This window comes from Kangsaoukella pontilimi (assembly GCF_009830125.1).
Lineage (GTDB): Bacteria > Pseudomonadota > Alphaproteobacteria > Rhodobacterales > Rhodobacteraceae > Kangsaoukella > Kangsaoukella pontilimi.
Map to the genome: position 1 here is coordinate 942,035 of NZ_WUPT01000002.1, position 16,210 is coordinate 958,244.

Consider the following 16,210-nt stretch of genomic DNA (forward strand, 5'->3'; position numbering starts at 1 on the left):
CCAAAACCTGACACTGCCGACCACGGGCTTGGTGCCAAAGGCACCATCTCTCAAGCCGGGCGTTCCGGTGGACGTTTGCCGCGTGACATCGGCACACAGGATGAGCTTAGGCGGGCAAACGAACGCCCCGCCGGCAAGACCCGCGTCACTAAATCCGACGAAAAAGGCGAGTAGTCGGAGCGCGTGTGAAGCCACAAGGATCGTCTGATCGACGCGATCATGTCGTTCGCGAGAAAAGATGAAATGAGCTCATGACAGTATCCCTACCGGGGTGCGGAGAACGATGCGCGGCCACTTCAAACTCATATCAAGGACATGGGACCGACTGCACAGCAGTTTCTGGTTTCTGCCGTCGGTCATGGCACTCTCGGCCATGGCAACGGCTATCTTGTTTGTCATGCTGGACGCTCTTGAGGCCGCATGGCTCGGATGGATCGACGAATGGACTTATGCCTTCGGGCCAGAAAGCGCGCGGGCGATCCTGTCGGCTATTGCGGGATCAATGATCACCGTCGCTGGCGTCACATTCTCGATGACGATGCTGACCCTGCAATTGGCATCTTCACAGTTCGGCCCCCGAATGCTGCGCAATTTCATGCGCGACCGAGGCAATCAGATCGTGCTGGGCACATTCCTGTCCACCTTCGTATATTGCCTGTTGGTCCTTGCCTCCGTTCGGGGAAGCGGCGACTCCTACTTCGTGCCGGTGATCGCCGTGAGCTTCGGTATGATCCTGGCCGTCGCAAGCCTCGCGACGCTCATCTACTTCATCCACCACATCGCGACTTCGATCCGCATCGAGACCATTCTGGAGAAACTCGCGGTGGAGGCCCGCAAAACCGTTGCGCGGGTCTTCCCGGAGAACGGCCGGACGCCCTCCGCATCATTTCGGGAGAAATCGCTCGAAGAGGCTTTGCCCCCCGACTTTGACTCAGACAGCCGCTCCGTGGTCGCGTCTGGCGGCGGCTACATTCAGTCGATTGATCTGGACCGGCTTGTGCAGGTCGCCAGCGACAACGATCTTGTTGTCCGGATCGAGGGTCGGATCGGCAATTTTGTACCCGGGGCGGGTTCGCTGGCCGTTGCCTTCCCCTATGGCCGGGTCTCGGATGCGGTTGCCGACGAGCTGTCCGATGCGTTCTCGTTTGGCCCCGAGCGTACGCCCGACCACGATATCGAGTTCTCGCTCAGGCGGACTGTGGAAATCGCGCAACGTGCCTTGTCGCCGGGCGTCAACGACCCGACAACCGCACTTTATTGCTTGGATCGCCTGGGTGAGGTGCTTGGGATCTTGGCGGATCGGCACTTCCCCTCTGGCCGGGTCCTGGATCAGGACATGAAGCTGCGGGTCGTTTTCGATCCGGTGACATTCGCGGAATTGGTCTGTTCGGCGTTTGCGGCCATTGCCCGGTACGGGATCAGAGACGCCGATCTTGTCGGACGACTGCTTGATGTCATGGAGAGATGCAGCCGCAGCGCGCCCGCATCTGATCGTGAGAAGATAATGCAACTCCATGATACGATCAGGGTGGGAAGCGCTGCTTGCGATTTCGAAGACGTGACCAGGGCGACGCAACCGGCCCGTTCGTGAGTGGCTACGCCTGACGTTACTCTGGTTCTTGGCTCAGAAATCGGGCCAGAGGCGCGATCGTGAGCCCTTGAACGATTATCGAGAACACGACGACGATAAAGGTCGCAGTCAGGATCAGCGGCTTCCAGTCGCTGTCCGGCAGGCTGAGCGCGAGGGCAACAGAGATTCCCCCCTTGAGCCCGCCCCACGTCATGATGGGCACAACCCCGCGCGAATACTCTCGGAACGGCCGGATCAGAACAACCGGAACCGCAACGGCGAAGAGGCGTCCGACCAGAGACAGGCCAATCGCTGCGACTCCAGCGGAAATCGTGTCGAAGTTCAGGGTGACGACGAAGACTTCGACGCCGATAAGAAGGAACAGAACCGCATTGAGAATCTCGTCGATAACGGTCCAGAATCCGCTCAGATACGCTTGGGTCTGTTCTGACATCGCATGTTTGATGCCGATATCCCCCATGAAGAGCCCGGCAACCACGGCCATGATCGGACCTGAGAGGCCCAGTGCGACAGCGAGCTGATACCCTCCCAGGGCCAGCCCCAGCGAGAGCAGGATCTCCAGCGGATAGTCGTCGATCCGGCGCATGACCCTGTATGTCAGGAATCCGAGGACGCCCCCGAGCAGCGCGCCGCCGCCAACCTCCTTCAGGAAGAACATGATGATGCCGACGGTATCGGCAGCGGCATGCCCGCCGACCGGCTGGAAAGCCAGACCGACCAGCACCAGGAAGACGACATAGCCGACGCCGTCGTTGAACAGGGATTCGCCGACGATCTTGGCTTCAAGTGACTTCGGCAGGTTGGCTTCGGCCATGACACCGAGCACGGCCACCGGATCGGTTGGTGAGATCAGTGCGCCAAAGACAAGTGCCGCCAGCAACGGCATGCCGGTGACCCAATGGAAGCCGAATCCGACGACGGTGACCGAAAGCGCCACCCCGAGCGTTGCCATGATCGCTATTGTCCAGGCCTGTTCCCGCAGATCCTCGAGGCGGACGTGGAGGGCCCCAGCGAACAGCAGAAGGCCGAGCATTCCTTCGAGCAGGGTCCGTGAGAACTCGGCTTCGGTCACGAACTGCCGCATTTCCGTGGCGACACCGAGATCGGGGCGCAGCGCATCCAGGCCTAGGACGCAGAAGGATGCGGCAAGGGCGACGATCAGGATGCCGATAGCAGATGGCAGGCGGAAGACGATGTGATTTACCGCTCCGAACACGCCGGCGAACACAATCAGAAGCGTGCCGATCTGCAAGGCGTTCATTGGGACCTACGTTTTGCTGCCCGACGGTTTCCTGTCAGGTTCGGTCCTGCCATCTCGCTCGGGCCCACCCCAGCGGGGGATTGTCAGCTTGTTGTCAGGCCGGCGCCCCGGAAGCCGTCTGTCACCGGCTGTGTCGGATGCATCGGCACCTAGACCCAAACCCGTTCCGGCATGTGTGTCGTCAGATGAGCCACTCAAATCAAAACCGGGTCGGTCGATCTTTTGAGCGCCTTCGTCTGGTGTGTGCGGTTCGTCTTCTGCGGCCTTCCCGCGCTTGTGTTCGCCGGTTTCGTCCGAGACCTCCGGGGACCGGGACTTAGGTTTTTCGTGATGTTTCATGGTTTTCCTCCTTTTGTAGATAATGGGCCCTGTTCTCCGAACTTGGTGCGTGCGCCATCTTGGCCTGAACCAGGCGCGCCATCTGTAGAGTCACCCCCTGCGAACCGAATTCCCCCCAGCAATGATCCGTCGGAGCAAGGCTGCCGCAGCCTGGTGCCTTTCGACATCGGCCGCGGATCCAACGGCGTTCTCATGGGTGGCAGCGGCATCCGTCAGAACGCCCATGATCTCTTTCTCGGGCAAAATCCCGGCGTCATTCAGTGCGAGGAGCAGGGCCTCGCAAACTGAGAGGGCTGCCATGCCTGAATACTTATGATCGTCCGTCATGGGGTCTTGACCTTTCCGGCATGAGCGACGCCGAAAGGCGCCCGCTGCTTGCAGGGCAGACTGGCAAGAAATCTGCTATGCTGCGCTGATCCACATCAGTCGTCGCTGCGGTTGTTTTGGCTAAGACTGTGTCAGGCGCTGGACGGGAACAAATGATCGAAAACACTCCGCTTGTCCGAAAGCTCGGCGCATTCGTCGCCCTGTCGGACCCTGAATTGTCGGTGCTCGCGTCCTTGCACAAGCGCCGCCGCACCTTTGTGGCCGGGCGGGATCTTGTTCATCAGGGGCAATCGTATCAGGCCGCTTATATCCTCGCCTCCGGCTGGGCCTGTTCCTACAAGCTTCTTGAGGATGGTCAGCGGCAGATCGTGGATTTCCAGATTCCCGGCGACTTCCTGGGGCTGCGCAGCGTCCTGTTGCATGTCTCGGATCACAGCATCGAGCCGGTGTCGGATATCGAGGTGACCGAAATCCACGTTGCCGACCTTCTGGACGCATTTGCGCAAACGCCCCGGTTGGCCACGGCAGTCCTGTGGGCGGCGTCCCGGGACGAGGCGATGGTGGTCGAGCATCTGGTGGATGTGGGGCGTCGCGATGCGGCCGAACGCATGGCGCATTTCCTGCTGGAGCTTGGCGCAAGGCTTGCCTTGGTGGGACTGGGGAACAAGGACGGCTATGCCTGTCCGCTGACGCAATACCACCTGGCCGATGCGCTTGGGCTGAGCGCCGTCCACGTCAATCGGGTCCTGCGGCAGCTTCGTGAAGCAGGCATGATCACGTTTCGGGACGGGTTCGTCGCGTTCGACGACTATGACCAACTGGTCAAGTTTGCCCAGTTCGATCCGTCCTACATGGATCATAAAGGGCCCATTCTCCGCTGACGTCGCGGCGCATTGGCGTGCCGTCAGATGCGACCCAGCAGCATCAGGATGACAACGATGATCAATACGGTACCAAGCACACCGGTCCCGGCATGACCGAAGCCATAGCCATAGCCGCCGAAGCGCCCGCTGAACCCGCCGAGCAGAAAAATGACAAGAATAACGATCAGGATCGTACCGAGTGTCATGGCGCTTTCTCCTACGTTGGGGCGCGCTCGTCATGCGAGACGCTCCGATGGTGGTATTGTCGGCAAGAGGTTGTTTCAGTTCCCCTCTATGGTCATGCCATGCTCGTTGATCTCGATGTCGATGCCGCTTTGGCGTTCCTGATAGTAGAGATAGCCTGCGCCGATGAGGCAGACGGCGAGGACTCCGATCAAGACAAGAAGAAGATTTCGGCTCATCGGAACTGTCCTCGCTGGCAGGTGGAACTCTTGTCCAAGCCGGAACACTGATCGCTAGGAGGCCGCGCTGCCGGGACCATTGCCTGCGAATGAGTGGACGCCCGAAGCACTGGGGCTCTAGGCGTCACGGATCGTATCCTTGATGCCGCCGACAGCGTTTTGGACCTTGCCCTCGACCTTGTCGGCCTGGCCCTCCGCTTCGAGCTTGGCGTCGCCGACCGCTTTGCCGACGGCAGCCTTGACCTTGCCCTTGACCACCTTGGCGGAGCCGATCAACCGATCCTTGTCCATTGCGTATTCCTTTCTGAGGGTAGGTGGTCGCCAAATCCGGTGCGGCCAGGAGTTATGCTGCCGGCGATGCCCTGCTTTCGCATTGATGCCGGTCAGCGCGTGGGCGTGATCACGATTTCGACGCGACGGTTCTGCGCCCGGCCGGCGGCCGTGGCGTTCGTCGTGATCGGTTCGTTGTAGCCGCGACCGGAATAGGTAATCCGCGACGCGGGCACACCGTCCCTGATCAGGATGCGGGCGACGGCCAGAGCGCGATCCCGGCTCAGTTGCATGTTGTAGGCGGCAGAGCCAACGGTGTCGGTGTGACCCACGACACGGACCGTCGAGTTCGGGTGCGCATTCAGTGAACGGGCGACTTCGCGCAGGGCAGGCCGAAAACTGGAGGCGACAGTGGCGGACCCGGTCGGGAAGGTCACGCCTTCGGGCAGGATGACACGCAGCTGGCTGCCGGTATTGGTGATGACCGCGCCGCTGCCCGCCAGCTGCTGGTTCAACTCGCGTTCCTGTCGGGCCATATCGGCCCCGATGGCGCCGCCCACCGCAGCGCCGATCGCGCCGCCGATGATGGTGGATCGCGTGTCATCGCCGATTGCGTTGCCTATAGCCGCCCCTGTCACACCGCCGATAACCGCACCCGTTGCAGGTTGGTTCGGCGTACCATTGTTGTAGGTGCAGCCCGCCAGGGTGATGACGGTTGCGGCAGAGAGAATTCCAGTAATCTTGGTCATGGAACTTGTCCTTTTGGAGCGAGCCTTTCCAGAAGATGACGTGGTGCCATGTTCCGAACTCGGCGATTGAGTCCTTTTCGCCTGTCGTTCCAAGAACCGCACTAACCCCGATCAGCCTAAGGAAAAGAATGCTGTTGCGTCGTCAAACCCACTCCACGAGATTGCCCTGTAATCCCAATGTCTGGCGGCGGTGAAATTGATGGTCGGCGACCTTAGTCGGCCATGAGGGCGTTCAAATAGAATGATGGGCGGCACGGCTAACATGACCGGCCACCTGAAACTATTTTAATCAGGTCTTCATGAAATGATTGTGAGGGCTTGAGCGGGAGTTCCTGAACTGGTTTTCCGAGTACACCTGCCCGGCATGCATTGCCGGGCAGACATGCCGTTATGTCACGCGAGAGCGTGGGTCGCGGCGTCCAGTTCCTTGTGCGTGTCGGCGTCGTTCTTGGCCAAATGGGCCTTCTCGGCCGCCCGATAATGCTTCAGTGCAGCATCCTTTTTCGGCCCGGAGGGCGCCTTGTCCCACGCGGCCTTCACGGTTTTCATCTTTTCAGCAACGTTGGCTGATTTGTTTGTGTCGGGTGTCATTGGATTGTCCTTCCGTGGACGGTCCGAAAACGAGAAACACGCAGGGCATGGGAAAGTTGGGACAGCTTGCCCCACGTGTCTCTGGCTCACTCGGACTGGTACATGTCCACCGAGAACCGGCGGACATTCAGACTATGGCACCACCCTCGTTCTCCCATACTGATGTAGGTTGGTCTGGAGCCGCAATTTCCGATAGTTCCGGATGGACATTCACAAAACGCTGGAGTTTGGCCGAGGTCAGCTTGACGATTTTCCGCGCCGCTCCACCCATTGTTCCGCGCTTTGCAGCCGATAACTTGGAAATAAGCACAGAAATGGCGGATACAGGAAAAGTTACCTCGATATCTTCACCACCAAGTGATGTCTGGGTGCCGCCGAATTGATCCAGAAGCCCGAGCATTGCTGTGTTCTCGCTGTGGACCAGGGCATTGAATTCGGTAATTCCGCCCCGCTTCGCGAATTCCGCCAGCACTCCAAGCAGAAGACTGCCAAGCCCTTGATGTTGATGGCTATCCGCAATGGTGACCGCAATCTCAGCGACATGCTTTTGATCGGTCAGCCGTATATATCGAGCGATACCAATCGGTTTTTGTATTGGTCCATCTCCGAGCAAAGCTCCGACCGCGACGTGGTCCGGGTCATTTGTGGCTGTGAACCTGTCCAGTTCTTTCTCTGTGAGGTTCTTGTGCGCCCCCAGAAACCGGAAGTACCTCGCTCGACCGGACAAATGCGCGAAACCAATCTCCAACAGATGGCGATCTGCCGGTGTCACTTCTCTTACGAGAACGGATGCGCCGTTCTTGAGGGTTGTTTTGAAGGGAGTGGGTTTCATGCCTAGCCTCGAATGTCAGATGCGAATGGTTGTTGGGCTGACGGTTGATCTGCTGCGCGTCGCCCAGCTTTGGGCTACTCTGCCAGCACCCGGGTCCCGGCACGCCCCTCTATGATGGCGCGGGCATCTGTCAGTTGTCCAATACCGGCGAGTTTGCCGCTGGCTGTTGCGAAGGCCACCGCAGCAGCGACCTTTGGACCCATCGAACCGGGCGGGAGGTCAAGGTTCCCAAGTTCTGCCGGCGTTGTCGTGCTGATCGCGCTCTGATCTGGAGCACCAAAATCCCGGTAGACAGCTGGCACGTCAGTCAGAAGCAAAAGCGCGTCTGCGCCGAGGCCAAGGCCAAGAAGGGCTGACGTTCGGTCTTTGTCGATCACCGCCTCGACGCCCTCCATGTCACCGCTCGCATTTCGGATAACCGGAATGCCTCCGCCGCCAGCGCAGATGACTATATGCTTAGCGTCCAAAAGAACCTTTATGGCGTCTAAACCTATGATGCGAAGGGGCATTGGCGACGGCACAATGCGGCGCATGCCGCCGTTTGCTTCCTGGACCATCTGCCAGCCGTGGTCGCGGGCTGCCTGCGCAGCCTCTGTATCGGAATAGACAGGACCGATGGGCTTGCTGGGAGTGCCAAAGGCAGGGTCTTTCGGGTCCACCTCCACACGGCTGAGAAGAGTTGCGCAGTGCGAACCCTTTGGGAGCGCGTTCATCAATTCCTGTTCGATCAGGTAGCCAATCATGCCGTCTGTCTCAGCGCCCAGTACATCCAGCGGCCATGGTTTTTGAGGATCATAGGACGCACCTTGGAGGGCCAGCAAACCAACCTGTGGTCCGTTGCCATGGGCCACGATGATTTCGTGGTCACGCGCGAGATCTGCAAGTGCAAGTGCCGCGATCTTCACGTTCGTACGCTGTACGGCTGCGGTCAGCGGCTCTCCTCTGCGTAACAATGCGTTTCCGCCAAGGGCCACAACGATGCGCATGTCAGGCCCCCATTGTGGCGACGAGGACCGCCTTAATCGTGTGCATCCGGTTTTCTGCCTGATCGAAAACGACTGACGCTGCGCTTTCAAACACCTCTTCGGTCACTTCCATGGAATCGATACCGAATTTTTGAAACGTTGCTTCGCCGACTTCGGTATCCCTGTTGTGGAATGCGGGCAGGCAATGGAGGAATTTGGCGTAGGGATTTTTCGTCTTTTCCATGACCTCAGTTGTCACGCGGTAAGGCTGTAGCAGAGCGATCCGTTCTTCCCAGACGTCATCAGGTTCGCCCATGGAGACCCAGACATCGGTATAAACGAAATCGGCCCCCTCCAATCCTTCGGCATGCTTCTCGGTCAGCGTGATCCGCGCACCCGTGGTCTCGGCGATGGTGCGACATTGCGCGACAAGGTCATCGTGGGGCCAGCAGCTTTGGGGACCACAAAGGCGGATATCCATGCCGATCAGGGCGGCGCCAACCATCAGGCTTGAGCCCATGTTGTTCCCTGCATCCCCCATGAAGCAAAAGGCGATATCAGACAGGTGCTTGTGCGTGAACTCGCGCATGGTCATCAGGTCGGCGAGGATCTGTGTCGGGTGAAAATCGTCCGTCAGCCCGTTGAACACCGGCACGCCGGAGAACTCCGCCAGCACCTCGGCATCCTTTTGGCCAAAGCCGCGATATTCGATGCCATCGTAGAACCGGCCCAGAACTCGCGCGGTGTCCTTCATGGTTTCCTTGTGGCCGATATGGCTGCCGGATGGTCCCAGATAAGTGACATGCGCGCCTTGATCGTAGGCCGCCACCTCGAACCCGCTGCGGGTGCGTGTGCTGTCCTTCTCGAAAATGAGGGCGATGTTCTTGCCTTGAAGCATTTGCTGTTCATATCCGCCTGCTTTCGCCATCTTGAGGCTGGCTGCGAGTTGCAACAGGTGCCGGATCTCCTCCGGAGTGAAATCGAGCAGCTTGATAAAACTGCGTCCGTGCAGGTTCTGTGGCATTGGATGCTCCTCAAATGGGGTCGCGGATCAGCGGACAGGTCATGCAATGTGACCCACCGCGCCCGCGCCCAAGCTCTGATCCGGGGATGGTTATGACCTCGACACCCGCCTTGCGCAGAAGAGTGTTTGAATAGACGTTGCGTTCGTACCCGACGACGACGCCAGGCTCGAGGCAGACCAAGTTGTTGGCGTCGTCCCATTGTTCGCGGGCGGATTCGTAAGCATTGCCGCCCGTGGGCACGGTGCGCAGTTTCTTGAGGCCAAGGGCGTCGGCCACGACCGCCAGAAACGGTTTCGTTTCGGCCTCCACGACGACGTCCTCGCCCTTGCCGGGGCGCAGGCTGTAGCAACGGATGGCATCGGTCACCTCGGCAAAGACCGTGACCAGATCGCGGTCGCAGAAGGTAAAGACCGTATCGAGGTGCATGGACCCGCGCGCACGGGGAAACTGACAGGCAATGACACGTGTCGCACCGCCACCGGCAAACAATCCACGGGCAATCTGGCCGACGGCCTGTGGTGTCGTGCGCTCCCCCATGCCGATCAGAACGGTGCCGTTTCCGATGGGCATGACATCCCCGCCTTCGACCGTTGCCGGTCCATGATCGGCCATCGGGTCGCCCCACCAGACTGGAAAGCCCGCGTCCTTGAAGTTGGGATGAAAGCGATAGATGGCGGCGAGGTTCAGCGTCTCCAGCCGCCGCGCGGGCCAGTGCATCGGGTTGAGTGTAACGCCGCCATAGATCCAGCATGTCGTATCGCGGGTGAAGATGTGGTTGGGCAGCGGCGCCAGGATAAAATCCGCGGGCTCCAGCATGGGGGCCAGCACACCCTTTTCCGGGATCGGCAGTTCGGCCCTGCTCATGCCGCCGATCAGGATGGTCGACAGTAGATCGGCGTCGACCTCCATCAGGTGGGCCATGAGGTCATCGGCCAGACCAACGCCGACGGTGTTGTCGCTGATCCGCGCATCGAGCAGCCATTTGCGGGCGTCCATGTCTTTCAGCGTTTCCATGAGCAATTGGCGCAGGAACACGACCTCGACCCCGCGATTGCGCATCGCATCGACGAAGGTCATGTGCTCGATCCGCGCCTGCTTCACCCAGATCACATCATCGAACAGCAGTTCGGTGCAGTTGGCGGGCGTCAGCCGGGCCATCGCGGCGCCGGGCTTGTGAACGAGGACACGGCGCAACTTGCCCGCCTCGGAATGGACACCGTAGGTGATGCTCATGTCGGTGTTCCTTGCAAAAGAACGCCAATGCTGAGGGCAGCCATGACGATGATCGTGAGACCCAGAAGCACCGGCCAGACGAAGCGCAGCCAGCGCTCATAGGGCACCCGCCCGATGGCGAGCCCGCCCATGACCACCGCGGAGGTGGGTGTGACCAGATTGACCACGCCTTCTGCCGACTGGAACGCTGTCACCACGAGGCTGCGAGATACCCCTGCAAAGTCGCCGACGGGGGCAAGGATCGGCATGGACAGGACGGCAAGGCCGGAGGTGGAGGGCACGAAGAAGGACAGGACGACCTGAATCCAGTACATCACGTTGATGAACACGACCTCATTGAGGCCCGCTACGGTGCCTTCGGCCCAGTGAAGGATCGTGTCCGTTATGTGGCCCGCGTCCATGATCACGACGATGCCACGCGCCAACCCGATGATCAGCGCCACGCCCAAAAGGTCGCGCGCACCGCCAACGAAGGCGTCGACAATCCCTTTCTCTCCTAACCGTCCAATGATCCCTATGGCGATACCGGCGAACAGGAAGAGCCCACTCATTTCGGCCATCCACCAGCCGCCCAGCGAGACTCCCCAGATCATCACCGCGAAGGTCGCGCCGAAAAGTAGCAGGACGATCTTGTGCAGTCCGGTAAAGTCGCTGAGTCCGGCCTCGGCCGTGCTTCGGAAATGCGCCTCGTTCTCGGCCTTTCTGTCAAAGACCAGCGACCGGGACGGGTCGGCCTTGACACGTGCGGCATAGCGCATGACGTAAGTGACGGCCGCAGCGAAGGTGAGCGCAAGCAGGACCAGCCTCAGCGTCAGCCCGTCGGTGAAGGGCACTCCGGCGGCGTCCGACGCGATCACGGTCGAAAAGGCGTTCACGGTCGAGCCGAGTACGCCCACCCCGGCACCCAACAGGATCACCGCCACGGCGGTCAGCGCGTCATAGCCCGCCGCGATCATCACTGGCGTCAGGATGACGTAGAAGGCCAGAGTTTCCTCGGCCATTCCATAGGTCGAGCCGCCCGCCGCAAAGAGTGCCATGAGGATCGGGATCATCCACTTTTCCCGCCCTTCGAGCCGCACCATTGCGCGCTTGATGCCCGCATCGATGGCCCCAGTTGCCGTGACCACTCCGATGAACCCGCCGATCATCAGAACGAACAGCGCCACGTCGATGGCATTGGCAGAATAGCTTCCCGGATCGTAGAAGCCTGCGATGGGAGCGAGTATGACGTCGAAAAAGCCTTGCGGATTGGCGTCGGTGGGCGCGTAGGTTCCCGCCACCGGAACATCCTTGCCAAGCGCCTCGGACGCAGCGCGCTCATACTGACCGGCTGGGATCACCCACGTCAGCCCTGCGATGATCACGATCAGCGCGAAAAGAATGGTATAGGCTGAGGGGAAGTGGAAACGGGGGCTGCGTTCGGCAGATGTCGTTTTGGTGGGTGGCATAATGAGGTCCTTTCCCTGTCCGGTTTTTGAAAAGAACCGGCGGCCACCCTCATCTTGATCCAGGATCGCAGATCGCGGACTGACCGAGGTTAGGCTGCGCGCATCACAGAGGCCATGGATCGGAACGCGAACCGCGCCGATGCATGGCCTGAACCTTGCCGCCATAAGGAACCCGCGCCAGACAACTCTCGCGATCAAATCAGCGGGGTCTGCTGATGCGCCAGCCGCAGCCACTTGCCGTCGTCGTTCAGGTAGGTCGAGGTGCAGAGCGCCTCATAGATCGGTTCGTCGCTCCGTTCGGCAGAGACACGATAGGCCAATACGGCAATGTTGTTTTGCCGTGACAGGTAATGCTCGCTCATTTCGACCGAACGCCACCGTTGGGCGACGTCTTTTTCTCTCCAGAGCGCATCGCCCTGAAGAATGCCGGCAGGATAGGGCAAGACGAAGACAGCGCCCTTTGCGGTCGCGTGACGCGCACTGTCAGCGCCTTGTGTCCAGAAGCGTTCTTCCAGATCCCAGAGGGTGTCATCTGCAGTCATTCAAGGCTCCTTTCAAGATTGGCGGTTGTGCTGGGTGATGGCTGTTTCGCGCAGGGATTCATCTCACTGGCCTTGTGCCAGCATGGCGACCCAGCCAACGAACAGGGCGGCCGCAATGATCCAGTAGATTGGGGATCCCTGCGGTGGCAGCGCAAGCTTGGCCGATTTGCCGTCCCGGGGTGAAATTGCGGTCGTCGCCCGCCTCGGCAGCAGGGCAAGAAGGCCCGAGACAATCCTGCTCCGATCCGGAACAGGGGTCGGTACGTCATGGAAACGTGTCATCAGCGCCTCCAACCTTTGCCGTGCCGCCGCTGCGGGCAACCTGGAAAGCTCCGAGGCTTCGCTCCAGGGATCAACGCCGAGCCGGGCGAGCATCGATAGAACGGTGACGCTGCTTCCGCGTCGATCTTCACCCAAGTGCGCGTGCAGAAATGGCTCGAATTGCGGGTCTTGTCCAAGTTGCGTCGGAGCGTTTGCCATTGCGGGATCCTTGCTGACGCCGTTTGCATGAGCCGGATTGGCCGATGTCATGACGCCGGTCGAACGAAAGCGGGCGGGTGCCACACCTTGGTTAACGACCAACATGACGCAAACCGCGCCAGCTTGTGCTGACCCAGATCAATAGGAGCCTATGTTAGCCCCGTAGCGCTCACCTTGCGCCGCGCGCGGACGCCGTGCCGGTCCCCAGTTCGATGATTTCGGCTGTGATCGCTTCCTGTCGTACCTGGCGCAGAGTCGCCTCGAATTCGCCCAGCTCGCGCGTGATCTGGCTGCCCGCGGCGGACATGGCCTCCATTCTTGCCTCGTTCTCTGCGGCAAAGGCATGAAGCGCCGCCTTGCACACCAGCGCATGGAGATAGTCCGCGCTGAGACTATTGATCAGGGCGTCGGTGGGTAGCTGGGTCAGCGGACGTGTCGTTCCAGGCGGCGGCAGGGCTGACAGATCGACCGGCAACAGAACCTGCCGGAGGACTTGAGGTCGCCCGGACGCCCATCCGGCATGGATCATATCCATACGCTCAAAACGACCCTCGCCCAGGGCGCGGTAGATCGCCTTGGCAATCTGATCGGCCAGTCTCGGGATGCCAGGCGTGTGCGAGGACATCGGAGCGGACCAGACCGGATGGAGACTGCGCGCGGCAGCGATCGACAGACCACGGGTGCCGATCAGAAACAGGCTGGTGGCCGGCAGGTCGTCTTGGATGCTGTCAAGAACGCGTTCGCTGAAGGCACCGGCGAAGCCCTGTTCGGCGCAGAAAACCAAAAGACCGATGCGACCGTCGGTTCGGCCGCGAGAGGTCTCGGCCGGTGACGTAGGACCTGCGGGTCCAAGCGCGTTGGATATGGCGGCGGCAATTGTTGCGGCATAGCTGTCCACGGCCTTGATCTCTGCGCGGGCGGTGCTGGCGCGCGCGGCGGCGATGCCCTTCATCGCGTTTACCACGGCTCCCAACTGGCGAATGCCGTCGATCCGGGCGCTGACATCGGCCATTCGTTCGGTCATGTCGCTGGTTCCATATCTTCAAGCTGCATCGCAAGGCGGGTCATCGCGGCCATCAGGGCGGCCCGCGCCGTCTCATTCAGTTCCCCGGTCTCTGAAATGGCACGCAGGGCATCGCCGGCATCCTGATCAAGATTTTCCGGTAGTTTGTCCCGAAAGGTGGCAACAGAATCGAGTGACAGGGGGTCAAGCAGTCCCGACTGCACAGCGAGCAGGAGCGCCACCTCATCGGCCAGGCGAAGCGGTGCATTCTGCGGTTGGCGCAGGATCGCCCTGATCCGCTCCCCACGTTTGAGTTGGTCGCGCACGCGACCTTCGGGCATGCCTCCGAACCGGGTGAAGACCTCGAGTTCCAGAAACTGCGCATAGTCGAGCCGTAGCGTGCCGGCCGCCTCGCGCAGCACAGGCGCTTGGGTCTTGCCGCCCACACGGCTGACGCTCAGTCCCACGTCCACAGCCGGTTTCTGCCCCTGATGGAACAGAGCCGCATCCAGCACGATCTGTCCGTCCGTGATCGAGATCAGGTTGGTCGGGATATAGGCCGACAGGTTCCCCGCATCGGTTTCTGCGATCGGCAATGCGGTCAAGGATCCGCCACCACGCGCCTTGGACAGCTTGGCAGCCCGTTCTAGTAGGCGGGCATGTATGTAGAACACGTCCCCCGGATAGGCCTCGCGCCCCGGAGATTGCCGGGTCAGAAGGGCGATCTCGCGGTGGGTGGCGGCGTGTTTGGACAGATCGTCGATCACCACGAGGGCATGACCGCCCTGGTCGCGGAAATACTCCGCCATCGTGATGCCCGCATACGGTGCTATCCATTGCAGCCCCGGCGCCGAGGCGGAGCCCGCGACAATCACGATGCAGCGCGCGAAATTCCCATGCGCCTGCAGAGCGTCGATGGCGCGGCGTACGCTGGATGTCTTTTGCCCCACCGCGACATAGACGCAGATCATGTCGCTGTGCGCTTGGGCGATCATCGTGTCGGTGGCCAGCGTCGTCTTTCCGGTGGAATGGTCCCCGACGATCAACTCGCGCTGACCCCGGCCAAGCGCGAACAGCGTGTCCATCACGAGTATCCCGGTTTGCACCGGCTGGGTCACGAGATCTCGTTCGATGATCGACGGCGCCGGGCGCTCGATAGGCCACCGCTCTTCGGCCTCAATGGCCCCCTTTCCGTCCAGCGGGCGGCCGAGCGGGTCGACGATGCGCCCGAGCAGCGCCTCTCCGACAGGCACGCTTACCACTTCGCCGGTGCCGAAAACGGCATCGCCCGCCTCGACCTTGGTCGCCGCGTCGATGAACACGCAGCCAATCAGATCGGGGTCCAGAACCCGTGCGAACCCGAATTGACCGCCCTCAAACCGCAGAACCTCGTCCAACCGCACGTCGCGCAAGCCCGAGATCATCGCCACACCGTCCCCGATCTCCTCGACACGGCCCCTGTGTTCGGGTCGCGGACCCAGTGCCGCGCGACGCACTGCGCCTTGCGCCGAGGCGAACCAGTCTGGCGCGTCAGGCGGCACTCTCGACCTCCTTCAGGATATTCTCCAGATCGGCCCGCCAGCTGTTGTGAAGCACGAAATGCCCGCTGCGGAGTTCCAGTCCGGCGATCAGGTCGGGATCGGTGACAAGACGAACGCTGGGCGTGCCGTCCAACGCATCCTTTACCGCTTGTTCGATCTTGGCCCTTTCCTCGTCCTCCGGGTTTGTCGCGGTGATGATCTCGATGTCGTCTGCCGAGGCTATCAGCGCCGTTCGGTCGGAAGCGGACATGCCCGCGATCGCCTCGACAAGTTGCGAAAGGAACGTCGCCTGAACCGCAGGCGTGTTGAACCGGCCCAGAAGCCGGGCTGCAATCTCGACCGACAATTCGGCGGCCCTCGTTGCGTTCTCTTTCCGCGCGGTGTTTCGGTCGCGGTCAATGGCGGTGCGCGCGGCAGCGATCATGGCGTCCGCCTTGGTTTGAGCATCCTTCAGCGCGGCTTTCGCGACTTTGTCTGCTGTCGCTTTGGCATCAGCAAGTATGGCCTCGCGTTCGGCCGCGATGCCTGCGCGAGTCTCAGCGACCTCTGCAAGCGCAGCATCGGCCTTCGCTTGTGCTGTCTTGCCTTCCTCCAGCATGGCCTGCGCCGCGTCTTGTCGCCGGGTGATGGCCCCGGCTATCGGCCGCCAGAACACGCGGCTGAGCAGCCAGACGAGGATCAGGACGTTAATGGCCTGAAGACCCAGTCCCCACCAATCGAGGGTCATG

The 16,210-nt window shown here is 60.9% G+C and carries 19 protein-coding genes; 2 read left to right on the forward strand and 17 right to left on the reverse strand.

Features of this window, described 5'->3' with window-relative positions; all coding sequences use genetic code 11:
* Positions 1-283 precede the first annotated feature (283 nt).
* Entirely contained in the window at positions 284-1,591 is a 1,308-nt protein-coding gene (locus GQ651_RS14185) for a DUF2254 domain-containing protein (protein WP_227258188.1), read from the forward strand.
* Positions 1,592-1,607: 16 nt separating this feature from the next.
* On the opposite strand, the gene GQ651_RS14190 is transcribed toward GQ651_RS14185, so the two are convergent.
* Positions 1,608-2,852, reverse strand: coding sequence for a cation:proton antiporter (locus tag GQ651_RS14190; protein WP_160764861.1), 1,245 nt, complete (start codon positions 2,850-2,852; stop codon positions 1,608-1,610).
* A gap of 429 nt (positions 2,853-3,281) precedes the next feature.
* Positions 3,282-3,518, reverse strand: a complete 237-nt coding sequence (locus tag GQ651_RS18780) for a hypothetical protein (protein ID WP_227258189.1) — start codon at positions 3,516-3,518, stop codon at positions 3,282-3,284.
* A 152-nt stretch (positions 3,519-3,670) separates the two neighbouring features.
* Here GQ651_RS18780 and GQ651_RS14195 point away from each other — a divergent pair, with 152 nt between their 5' ends.
* The gene (locus GQ651_RS14195) at positions 3,671-4,399 is read left to right on the forward strand and encodes a Crp/Fnr family transcriptional regulator (RefSeq protein WP_160764862.1); all 729 of its coding nucleotides are present in this window, start codon (positions 3,671-3,673) and stop codon (positions 4,397-4,399) included.
* 23 nt (positions 4,400-4,422) lie between these two features.
* Here the strand turns inward: GQ651_RS14195 and GQ651_RS14200 are convergent, their stop codons facing one another.
* The 15 genes from GQ651_RS14200 to GQ651_RS14265 all read right to left on the reverse strand — a co-directional run bounded on the left by GQ651_RS14200 (position 4,423) and on the right by GQ651_RS14265 (position 16,209).
* Positions 4,423-4,587, reverse strand: a complete 165-nt coding sequence (locus GQ651_RS14200) for a DUF3309 family protein (RefSeq protein WP_160764863.1) — start codon at positions 4,585-4,587, stop codon at positions 4,423-4,425.
* Between the two features lie 75 nt (positions 4,588-4,662).
* The gene (locus tag GQ651_RS18785) at positions 4,663-4,803 is read right to left on the reverse strand and encodes a hypothetical protein (RefSeq protein ID WP_227258190.1); all 141 of its coding nucleotides are present in this window, start codon (positions 4,801-4,803) and stop codon (positions 4,663-4,665) included.
* A gap of 117 nt (positions 4,804-4,920) precedes the next feature.
* The gene (locus tag GQ651_RS14205; RefSeq protein WP_160764864.1) at positions 4,921-5,094 is read right to left on the reverse strand and encodes a CsbD family protein; all 174 of its coding nucleotides are present in this window, start codon (positions 5,092-5,094) and stop codon (positions 4,921-4,923) included.
* A 92-nt stretch (positions 5,095-5,186) separates the two neighbouring features.
* Entirely contained in the window at positions 5,187-5,822 is a 636-nt protein-coding gene (locus GQ651_RS14210; protein WP_160764865.1) for an OmpA family protein, read from the reverse strand.
* 393 nt (positions 5,823-6,215) lie between these two features.
* Positions 6,216-6,413, reverse strand: coding sequence for a hypothetical protein (locus tag GQ651_RS14215; RefSeq protein ID WP_160764866.1), 198 nt, complete (start codon positions 6,411-6,413; stop codon positions 6,216-6,218).
* 127 nt (positions 6,414-6,540) lie between these two features.
* The gene (locus tag GQ651_RS14220) at positions 6,541-7,245 is read right to left on the reverse strand and encodes a GNAT family N-acetyltransferase (RefSeq protein WP_160764867.1); all 705 of its coding nucleotides are present in this window, start codon (positions 7,243-7,245) and stop codon (positions 6,541-6,543) included.
* Between the two features lie 74 nt (positions 7,246-7,319).
* Complete coding sequence (locus GQ651_RS14225; RefSeq protein WP_160764868.1) at positions 7,320-8,231, reverse strand: carbamate kinase; 912 nt, start codon at positions 8,229-8,231, stop codon at positions 7,320-7,322.
* A 1-nt stretch (position 8,232) separates the two neighbouring features.
* On the reverse strand, positions 8,233-9,234 hold the full coding sequence (argF, locus tag GQ651_RS14230; RefSeq protein ID WP_160764869.1) for an ornithine carbamoyltransferase: 1,002 nt from the start codon (positions 9,232-9,234) through the stop codon (positions 8,233-8,235).
* Positions 9,235-9,244: 10 nt separating this feature from the next.
* On the reverse strand, positions 9,245-10,468 hold the full coding sequence (locus tag GQ651_RS14235; RefSeq protein ID WP_160764870.1) for an arginine deiminase: 1,224 nt from the start codon (positions 10,466-10,468) through the stop codon (positions 9,245-9,247).
* On the reverse strand, positions 10,465-11,916 hold the full coding sequence (locus tag GQ651_RS14240; protein ID WP_160764871.1) for a YfcC family protein: 1,452 nt from the start codon (positions 11,914-11,916) through the stop codon (positions 10,465-10,467). Before GQ651_RS14240 ends, GQ651_RS14235 begins: the two co-directional genes overlap by 4 nt.
* 194 nt (positions 11,917-12,110) lie before the next feature.
* Entirely contained in the window at positions 12,111-12,458 is a 348-nt protein-coding gene (locus GQ651_RS14245) for a hypothetical protein (protein ID WP_160764872.1), read from the reverse strand.
* A gap of 63 nt (positions 12,459-12,521) precedes the next feature.
* Positions 12,522-13,043, reverse strand: coding sequence for a hypothetical protein (locus GQ651_RS14250; RefSeq protein WP_160764873.1), 522 nt, complete (start codon positions 13,041-13,043; stop codon positions 12,522-12,524).
* Between the two features lie 64 nt (positions 13,044-13,107).
* Positions 13,108-13,962, reverse strand: coding sequence for a F0F1 ATP synthase subunit gamma (locus GQ651_RS14255; RefSeq protein WP_160764874.1), 855 nt, complete (start codon positions 13,960-13,962; stop codon positions 13,108-13,110).
* Positions 13,959-15,482 (reverse strand): F0F1 ATP synthase subunit alpha, encoded by a 1,524-nt coding sequence (locus tag GQ651_RS14260; RefSeq protein WP_160764875.1) that lies wholly within the window; start codon positions 15,480-15,482, stop codon positions 13,959-13,961. Before GQ651_RS14260 ends, GQ651_RS14255 begins: the two co-directional genes overlap by 4 nt.
* Positions 15,472-16,209: a F0F1 ATP synthase subunit delta gene (locus GQ651_RS14265; RefSeq protein WP_160764876.1), complete on the reverse strand. Its 738-nt coding sequence runs from the start codon at positions 16,207-16,209 to the stop codon at positions 15,472-15,474. The genes GQ651_RS14260 and GQ651_RS14265 overlap by 11 nt, the downstream gene beginning before the upstream one ends.
* Position 16,210 lies beyond the last annotated feature (1 nt).